The organism is Gilliamella sp. B2887 (assembly GCF_026537015.1).
Lineage (GTDB): Bacteria > Pseudomonadota > Gammaproteobacteria > Enterobacterales > Orbaceae > Gilliamella.
Window position 1 is genome coordinate 83534 of sequence record NZ_JAFNMX010000012.1, and the last position, 6352, is coordinate 89885.

Below are 6352 nucleotides of genomic sequence, written 5' to 3' on the forward strand. Positions count from 1 at the left end.
TGATTATCCATATCTGGCGTAAAACCCCGCTCATCAATCACCTCGACCCAATCCGGTATAATGGGCGTTCGGCAGTAATAAGTGGCATTACGATCTAGTTTTCTAATTCGTTCAAATTCGGGGGTTTGCGGATCGTCATACAGTTCAGGATCGCCCGATCGGTTTAATTTTTTAAAACGTAAATGTTCATCTAACGTTTCATGTAACCAAGGTTTGGGGTAACCTAATGTCGCAAAAATACGATTACCGATAAAAGAGTAACGACCACCTGTTAATAAAAATAAGATAATTGAAAAAAGAACAAATAAACTAAACATAACAGCAGTAAAAAGCAAAAAATTCAGAAAAAAATCACTATCCATATAAAAATAGAGCATAACCACACAAAGCAGATAAGTTAATAAACATAATACACCACTCCCTATAGCAGAATATTTTAACCGAAGCAAAGTCGGTGTATCCACTGCGTGAGGAAAGTATAAAGCGTGGGTTTTCGGTATTCGAACCGCATACGATTGATACTGGTTATCATCATCGCTTTTATCCACAACCATTTCCACATAATCGCCATTTTTAAAACTAATATGGGTTAATTTGCCTTCGACAAATTTACGCCCGACATAGCAACTAAATTTTTTGCCTTCTAAGGTAATGCTACCCATTGACAGCGTAGTCAATAACGCGGCCGCCACGCCAAACGCCCCGGTAATTAGCGCCCCTATCATGGCGATTAAGCCAACATTATTCGAGCCAATCTCTTTTGGGTCATCAATGATTTGTAGTTGGCTGACTGTGCCTTTTAAAATACTATACCGTTTAACCATACTGTTACTGTTCCGTATGATTTAATCTGGGTGGTGGATTATTAATATCAGGCGTAAAACCCCGTTCATCAATCACCTCGACCCAATCTGGTACGATTGGCGTTCGGCAGTAATAAGTAGCTTTGGCGTCTCGTATTTTGATTCGTTCAAATTCGGGGGTTTGGGGATCATCATACAGCTCAGGATCGCCCGAGCGATTTAATTTTTTAAAACGCTCATGTTCAACTGACGTATCATGTGACCAAGGTTTAGGATAGCCTAAGGTGGCAAAAATGCGATTACCGATAAAAGAGTAACGCCCCCCCATTAACAAGAAAAATAAAAGTGTGATAAAACAGAAAAAACAGAGCATGACAACTGTAAAAAGTGGTAAAAACAGAAAAAAACCGCTATCCATACTAAAATAGACTATAACCACACAAATTAGATAAGTTAATAAACAAAATACTCCTCCCCCTATTGCTGAATACTTTAACCCAAGCAAAGTTGGCATACTTACTGAACGAGGAAAATATAAAGCGTGGGTTTTCGGTATTCGAACCGCATAAGATTGATACTGGTTATCATCATCGCTTTTATCCACGACCATTTCAACATAATCGCCATTTTTAAAACCAACGTGGGTTAATTTGCCTTCGACAAATTTACGCCCTACATAGCAACTAAATTTTTTGCCTTCTAAGGTAATGCTGCCCACTGACAGCGTGGTCAATAAGGCGGCCGCCACGCCAAACGCCCCGGTAATCAACGCCCCTATCATGGCGATTAAGCCGACATTATTTGAGCCTAGCTCTTTTGGGTCATCAATAATTTGTAGCTGGCTGACCGTGCCTTTTAAAATGCGATACCGTTTAGACATGTAAAAAACCCCTTTTATGTAAATCTTGTTCGATTAGTGCTAATGATTCGTCAACATCAATGGCGTTGGTGTTGTCTTTATTTGCTTGATTGTTATTGGTTTGTGCTTCATCGTCAATATTAAACATATCCTTTAATACATCATCTTGATAAGCTGAGCTTTGTTGTTCGGGCGTTTGATAAATTTTGAATTTATTATGTGGCATTAAATATTTATCGGTACGCAGTGCACAACGTTTTAACCAAGTTTCAAAGTTATCATCGCTAAAATAATCAATGGCAAAATCAAAGACCATAAGCGCCAGTCCTATCCAACCCGCTGATCGCATCAAGACCAACCGTACAGCGACAATCGAAGCCACTTTTTTAACACCGATATGTTTTCCAACCTTCTCAAAAATAGCCAACATCATTTTTGAGGTTAAAAAACTTCGACACCAGACAAAATGATAAGATAATCCTATAAGTGCAGATGCAGTTCCCATTGCACCTAACAATACTATTTTAATAATTAATAAAATTGTTAAGCTTACCTTATCGCTTTCACTTAATTTATCAGAAGCTATTGGAATCAGACAAAAAGATGCTATCCCCCCTAATACCCCTGATAAAGCTTTACCTAGACTAAAAAATACATTCTGCGTTCCTTTAGACACGGCGGTGATCATTGCCATAAGTTCAACCGAGGCCGCCGCTAAGGCAAAACCGGCTGATGTTTTTAAGTTACTATAAAATTCATCCTGTTCCAGATTAGGATTGGTTTTACTGATCGAATTAAAGTTATACAGTTCGAGCATGGCAACTACGGCTGACATGCGCATCGATTTAAGTGACCTTGACAGGGTTTTTGATATCCCTGGGTCGGCATCGCTGGCTTTAAAAATAAAATGAAACACTTTGTTGGCTTTATCTTGTGACAACGTGCGATTAAACAAAATATTAAGACGCCTGTCCAAGCTAACGATAGCGTCATTTAATAGTGTTCGGGCTTTGTTCACCGCCATTCGGGTGGCAAGCTTCCAACGAGGATGATACAGGGGTACAGTTGCTGTGCCAAAATTAGGCCCCGGGTCTAAATTAATCAATCCGGCAATGAGTTGAAATTCTAAATGTAAATAAGTTATCGCCGTTGTTTTTAATACCCCAGCTGTGGTTAATGATAAGGCTTTATATATTACCGTACTAGCATGGTATAACGAGTTAGCAACGCGGTCAAAAATGGGTTGCAGTAATTTTGTTTGTTTCAGCGTTCTTAATTCACCGCCTGTCAACCCTTTGATTTTAAGGGTGATTGGAATGCCTAACAGTTTAACCGAAAACAAGTTTTCTTTTATTCGACCCAATGGATCATTACGTTTAAGTTCGCCCAAGGTCAACAGCACATCATGTACTTTTTTATATCTTAAGGCTATTTTATTAAAAGGTAGGTGTTCAAGCTTTTCCATCAATAGATCAACTGATGTTTCAACAACAGATTTGTTTTCTGGCTTTGCGGCTTCGTTCAAGACTTGGTTGATCATGCTTAACATGTCATCATTATGATAAGCAAACATTCGCCATAACATGCCGTTGACGTTGTCATCTGTCGTTTTGGCATAATCTAAATTTGTAAAGGTGTCTAAAAAAGCTTTACCCTGTTCACATAATTCTAGCCCTTGAGTCGCATTAGTAATGGTAAATAAAAATATTATGCCTTCGATATTTACTTTTCTAAGTTCTTCTAAATCGTCTGGCGTGATTTCATTATGCTTAAGGGCTTCTTGAAGCACGTTTTCAAATGTTTGTTTATGCTCTTTAATTTTAGGATGAAAGTCTTCGTCCAACTCATAGAGTTGATTGCCGTCAAGATCATGGTAGGCGGTGGAATAAAAATTACTATCTTTAATCCAAGTAATCAGCTGTTTTGAACGGCTTTGGTATTTTTTATCGACTAATTCGAGTAACTCTTTTTGCCTGTCTTCAAAAGGCTTAGTATTGACCAAGTCATCATATTTTTTTAAAAATTTTTTGGTATCGGTTTCGCGTTTTGCTTTTAACGCCGATTCTTGGCTATAAAAGTCTTTAAGGGTGTTTGTATATTTTTGTACTAAATTTTTTTGAAGTTCTTTGATTTTTTCAGCTTCACCTGGTCTATGAAGGACTTGCTGTCCTCTTGAAGCATTAAGTGCTTCCCTATTAACATACATATCATATATAGTCAGTTGAGGATAAGGATGAGGGGTATTTAAATCTACTTCACAAAAACTTTTAAACTCGTGGAAATAATTATAGCTGCCTGCTTTACCATATAGTTCATTACGGATTAATGCTAGTAATCCATTACGGGTATTGGTCATGGGTCTATCAGGGTTGTCGTCTATTTTGCCTGATTTCATGATGCCCTTTATATGATAATATTCTTCAGGTGGAAAAGAATAATCATCTGAAAATTTTTTTAACCCTGCTAAATGTTTTCCATGTTCAATACAGGCTAAGGCTTCATATTCTAGTCGGCGTTCTTGTTGAAATTGTAAAACCCTGACATAAGCGTCGTTATAATAACCATTGAGTTCGGTTGTAATGCCAATCGGATCTTCAATAGCAATAATCATGGGTTTTTTGCTTGGGCTATATTTAGCTAGCGTTTTGGCTAAGTGTTCGCTTGAATCCGATGTTAATCGCCCCCACGGTTCACACGTGCTGTTTTTATCCAATAGTGTTTTGTCAAATTGGTATTGTTTGTCACGACTTTGGCTAAACGTGTCAGGAAATGTTACCCATTTTTGACCCTGTTTATTATCTTTACTGAAAATAAGCTGTCGATTTTCATCATAAGGTAGTTGTTCTCTGTCCACGTTAGGATCAAAGTCTACTATACTTTGAATATTGCTTAGGTTAGCCGTGGTTGCACTTTCGGCGTTACCTTCCCATTGTGAAATGTCAATCATTTGCATGCGTTGTTCGGGATTGTTTTCGTATTTTTGAATGGTGTTATCCGACCATTTGTATTCACTAAAAGCAAAATAGACTTTGGTTAAGTGTTCAGGATAAGCTAAAGTGATAAACGCATCATGACATGGATTGGATTTTACTTCAGGACAATGATAATCCGAATTTTGTTCTGAGTCAGCAATCGGTTGAGCGGCATGATGTGAAGATTGCTTAATAATATGTCCTTTACTATCAATCGAATAGATTTGCCATTTGCTACCCAGTTTGTCGGGTATGTAAAGGTATAAAAAACCTTCACGTAATGTTCTTACATGATACTGATAGCCTTCTGATAAGGGTAAATTGATTACATTTGATGAGTTTGCCCAATGGGGTTGGGTACTTTTTAAGTATTTGGGCACAACAGTGTATCTAACCGGTAATATTGCAATCCCCTGTGTTTGGCATCCACAATTTGATGTTGTTTTTGGATCTGTCATGCTTTCTCTTCCTTATTTTTTAAGGCTAGTGCTTGCCAATCTTGAGGACTTAAATTGTGTAATTTTTTTAATATTGGATAATATTCACTTACCGTTGATAAATTTTCAATTTTTTCATAAAGATGTGAAGAAACATCAAAATCCTTCCCAAATTTTAGCGCTAATTTTGCCCACTCCAAATGAAAGTCTTTATCCTCAATTTTTTTTGCCTTTAAACGGAGCAGACAAGGCATAATGGTTTGTAGATTTTCAATTTCATCTGTCTTTTTTTGTGGATGGGTTAATTTGTCTGCTTGGATAAGCATGTTATTCATTCCAATACATTGCAATTGTTGATACTGTTTATGGGTAATAAAAAGTTCACCGCTAAAATTTGAACTCATCTTCCCCTCATTTTGGTGAATGATTAATTCACCCTGGCGATTTAATACTGCCCACATCTCTATGATGCCGAATAACCGGCTTTTTTGAGCAGGATTGAGTAGATGTAACAACTGAAAAAACACAGCTGGATCGTAATAACGTAACAATATTTTGTTATTTCGTTGCAAGGTCATGTTACTTAGTTGTTGTATAATGGATTTTGTTTTTTCTGAACTAAATAACCAAGCGCAATATTGTTGGCCTTGACCCGATGCAATAGACTGAGGAGTTAATTGTTTTAATGCTTTATCTACCATATACGTTAATACGGCGCGTTCATATTTATCCGTCAAATCAAGTTCAATTAACCATGGATACCTTTTGGGTAAAACGGATTGATGGCGGATTGGAATTGGATATAAACGAATGCGAAATTGATAGTACTTCATAAACGATTCGTTAATCGGGTTTAAAAAGGGATCGAGTATCACTAAGCAACGATTTTTATAATCCCGTGAACCATCGATCAATTGCTTTGCAATATTCATTGCTTGTGCAGATATTAATGTTAAATCAATCGGCGTTTGTCCACACTTTAGCATTTTTATCACATCCCTTTGTTTTAATTAGTCCAGATTGAAACAACCGTTTTGATCTTTCACTTGTTGCCTTTGTGTCACTTGGCAATCGACAGAATCACTTAACTCAGTTGAGTGATTCATGCTATTTGGTGACATTTTTTGCATCGCATTACATTTAAGATAAACATTCTCTGGCGAGCCAAGCTCGATCCCCGCCTCGCTGATTTTAAGGTACGAGCCTCCACAAATAAAGGTTATTTCTTGCGCTGCGCTAATGTCCACTTTACTCTCTACACTGTTTATTTGGATATCTTGT

5 protein-coding genes are annotated in these 6352 nt (G+C 37.3%); all 5 read right to left on the reverse strand.

What is annotated here, in order from left to right; genetic code table 11:
- On the reverse strand, positions 1 to 824 hold an 824-nt coding region (locus J3U13_RS09840; protein ID WP_267341800.1), incomplete at its 3' end, for a hypothetical protein.
- A 4-nt stretch (positions 825 to 828) separates the two neighbouring features.
- Complete coding sequence (locus tag J3U13_RS09845) at positions 829 to 1683, reverse strand: putative type VI secretion system effector (RefSeq protein WP_267341801.1); 855 nt, start codon at positions 1681 to 1683, stop codon at positions 829 to 831.
- Entirely contained in the window at positions 1676 to 5092 is a 3417-nt protein-coding gene (locus tag J3U13_RS09850) for a T6SS effector BTH_I2691 family protein (protein ID WP_267341803.1), read from the reverse strand. Before J3U13_RS09850 ends, J3U13_RS09845 begins: the two co-directional genes overlap by 8 nt.
- Positions 5089 to 6057 (reverse strand): DUF4123 domain-containing protein, encoded by a 969-nt coding sequence (locus tag J3U13_RS09855; protein ID WP_267341805.1) that lies wholly within the window; start codon positions 6055 to 6057, stop codon positions 5089 to 5091. The genes J3U13_RS09850 and J3U13_RS09855 overlap by 4 nt, the downstream gene beginning before the upstream one ends.
- 24 nt (positions 6058 to 6081) lie before the next feature.
- A partial coding sequence (locus J3U13_RS09860; RefSeq protein WP_267341806.1) for a DUF2345 domain-containing protein occupies positions 6082 to 6352 on the reverse strand: 271 nt, incomplete at its 5' end.